Source organism: uncultured Traorella sp., assembly GCF_944327115.1.
Lineage (GTDB): Bacteria > Bacillota_I > Bacilli_A > Erysipelotrichales > Erysipelotrichaceae > Traorella.
Window position 1 is genome coordinate 1 of sequence record NZ_CALVGS010000088.1, and the last position, 3,363, is coordinate 3,363.

The following is a 3,363-nucleotide window of genomic DNA, read 5'->3' on the forward strand; positions in this document are numbered from 1 at the left end:
TAAAACTTCATATGCATTTATTATTTTTTTTGTTTGCCCAAATTGAGTCCCCAATTGTAATATTCGAACCTTGGCATTATTCAAAAAATTAAGCTCTTGTGTCGTCAATACTTCAGTTGGATAAGCATTAAGCTGAGAAATAATACAATCTTTAATTGATTGTATTTTTGTAGTATCGACTTTTTCATATAATTCTTTCTTTAAATGACACTCCGATTCAAAGGCAGCAAAAATATTCATGTAGTCGACTGCTGAATAATCTCTTCCACGAAATCTAATTCCTTTACTTGGATAATGATGAAAAGTATAATCTGTATTATCCGCTGCGAATTGCAAAAATTTTTGTATATAAGGTTTAAATCCTTCATATTCCAATTTATGGTTTGCCGGCAAAAATTGTTCCTCATCTATGGAAAAATCCCGCAAGTATCCATTGTAGCTCTTCCTTCCATCTTTCGTATGAAATAAATTGATTTGTAATTTCCCACATTTTGTGTCATAACGTATTATCTGTAAAAATCTAATCACCATACAATATAGACGATATAAAAAAGCCAGATCTGAAGTGTTTTCAAATTCAACAGTCAATTTTGCATGTAACATCAAATCACTGGCTATCCCCTTTTGCAATATATCCCCAAAAGATAATATTATACAGACTGAGTGTTTTTCGAACTTTATTTCCCAAGACTCTGCAATCTCTTTATTATATACCAAATCTACAGACGATTTAGTAGTATTCTTTTTTTGATCATAAAAATACCGTGACGGACTGAAAAAATCATCGATAACTTCTCCCGTCAATTCAAACCCATTAAATGAATTGATATGATAACGATTTACAATATATCTCGGCAGTAACTTAATTATATGATTTATGTCAAAACTCATTCGTTCGATAAATGCTGTCGATTGAAAACCAATAGTCCCTTCATAATTCAAAAAAAAATTATGGTCTTCTAAATAGGGCCTTATTTGGGTGATATCATTTGGATCTTTCAATAGGAGACTGATATTCTCATTCTCTTCTATTAATATACAATCCACACCATGAAATTGAACATAGCTAGTATCTCTCACTCTACCTACACCTTCTTAACATATCTTTGTCACCATTATAAAAATACAGAATTGTCTAAAATTCATCATTGAGTGGTTGCCATCTTTCATCAGACATGTCATCTACATATTCTGTATTATTAATATATAACTCTTCATTAAGATCTCTTACAAACCCCCACCGAAGATTATATTTATTCGCGTACTCCTTAAATGCGATAAATTTATTTTCTGCTTGCAAATCAATATTCTTACTATGCCCTGACTGTTCTCCTCCCTTAGTCTCAATAATCCAATTCGTTCCATCTTTCATGTGAACAATATAGTCAGGATAAAAGAGCCATTGTTTCTGCAATCCATCCAGATAAACTATCGATAAGTACTGCTGACCAGTATCACCATTCTTATATACCCACTGAATCTTATCGTTACTCTCGCAATATTTTTCAAATAGCCGTTCAGGAAGACTTCTTGTTTTATCAGTAATAAATTCATTGGTATATTCTTTATAAACATTTAAACGCATAAACTGTCTTTGCTTAACATTGCTAAATTTATATACCTCCATCTCTGGAATCGTAAATTTTGAAACTTTGGGTTCCAAAACAAATGATCTCTGTACGCTCATTTGAGAAGTTACATGTTTGAAATCCATTTTTAATTTTTTTACATTATTAATAACAAATGCATAAAAGTGATCATTATCCAATGCAACAAACTTATATTTTGTTTTTTTCCCTTTACCAAACATTCTACGAAGAATATTTTTCACCTTCTGTGATTGCATTCCTGTTACTTTTTTAATTTCATCAACTGAGTGCAACAGATAAATTCCGTGTGTATGAGTATTAACTTTCGTTTTTATACCAATACTATTTTTATCCTTTTCTTTGGCAAGATCATCTATTGTACGAAATACCCCTTGCATAATTTTGCTATCAATTTCATGGTCAAAATTATATCCTGCAACTTTAAGATTTTCTTGATTTATCTGCACATCATTACCTAAATGATATGTCTCCTTGAAATATTCATATACTTTTTGTAACGTTTCGCGTTCTCCAAGGCCATTAAAATCCAGATTACGAAGTTCCTTCACAAGTTCAAACTCTTTTGCTTCATCTTTCAAAAAAAGTCTTCTAACCTGATATGCTTTATCCATAGTAGTAAGAAGACCAAATTTGTATTTTTCGTCAAACGTATAGATATAACAATAATCTAATGTATTGATTCCATAATGTTTACGTTCCGGCATTCGCCTAATTCTACCTATAGTTTGAATCTGAAAATCCTCGTTTCCTCCCTCGCGAAGTTTCACTAATATTTTTGCTCGTGGACAATCCCATCCTGTGGATATTGCTTGTTTCATCAAAAGAAATGCTGGTGAGCCATCCAAATCAGTAAGATGTTCGATATTCTTTTTCACATCACTCATCCAAATAGAAACCATACCGTTATCATATGTATATCCCATTTCCGCAAGCTTGTTCTCCACCAAGCTTATATTCTCTGGCTTTCCGGACGGAAATTGTATCAAAACTAATGGACGGATATTTGCCCCAACTAATTTATAGTTTTCTGCTATTTCTTTTCGCTTTTCGTCGGCCAATTTAAGTAAATAACTATAGTCAGCTTCATCCGTATATTCTCGTTTTTCATCCACACCTTCATTAACATATATTGCTCGCGTAATCAATCCTTCATTAATCACTTCGTCTTCCGAAATTTCATAAAACTCATGATGGGGCACTCTTTTTGCTGTAGCAGAAACCCGAATAATATTTTTAGCAGCAAAAGTATTAATAATATCGTCTGCCTTTTTAGTATTATTCATATGCTCTTCATCAATTATAATTATAAACTCTATACCGTCCTTATGAGCAGCTGCTATCATTTCAAAAAGATTCGCTCTTTCACCATCTTTTAGTGCGTTATTTCCCTTCTTTGTAACAAGTTCCCAGTTTATAAATGTAACGCTTTCACTCTCAAATCCCATGAGCATTGAATACAATAAAGTTCTTGTATCCCTTTGAGGGGTAAGCTGATCCATTTTATCCTTACTCTGTTGTTCAAGATCTCCTTTTCCAGGGCACAACCATACAAATGCTGTTTTACCATTTGTGTTTTTCAAAAACTGATCAATATATTTCACCAAAATTACAGTCTTTCCCGCACCCGTTGGTGCCTTTATTGTAATCACCTGCTTACTTTCTGGATCAATACTTTTATCTATAAGGAAATCTATACAATTATTTTGAAATTCAAAATCCATTATTTGATTTACCACAATTCTCCCACCTCTCT

The 3,363-nt window shown here is 32.4% G+C and carries 2 protein-coding genes; both read right to left on the reverse strand.

Annotated elements, in window-relative coordinates; all coding sequences use genetic code 11:
• Positions 1–1,080, reverse strand: a 1,080-nt coding sequence (locus Q0K35_RS08135) for a hypothetical protein (protein ID WP_294562160.1), incomplete at its 3' end; no start/stop codon positions are given.
• Between the two features lie 55 nt (positions 1,081–1,135).
• Positions 1,136–3,363 (reverse strand): DEAD/DEAH box helicase family protein (locus Q0K35_RS08140; protein WP_294562161.1); only part of this gene is annotated, 2,228 nt, incomplete at its 5' end.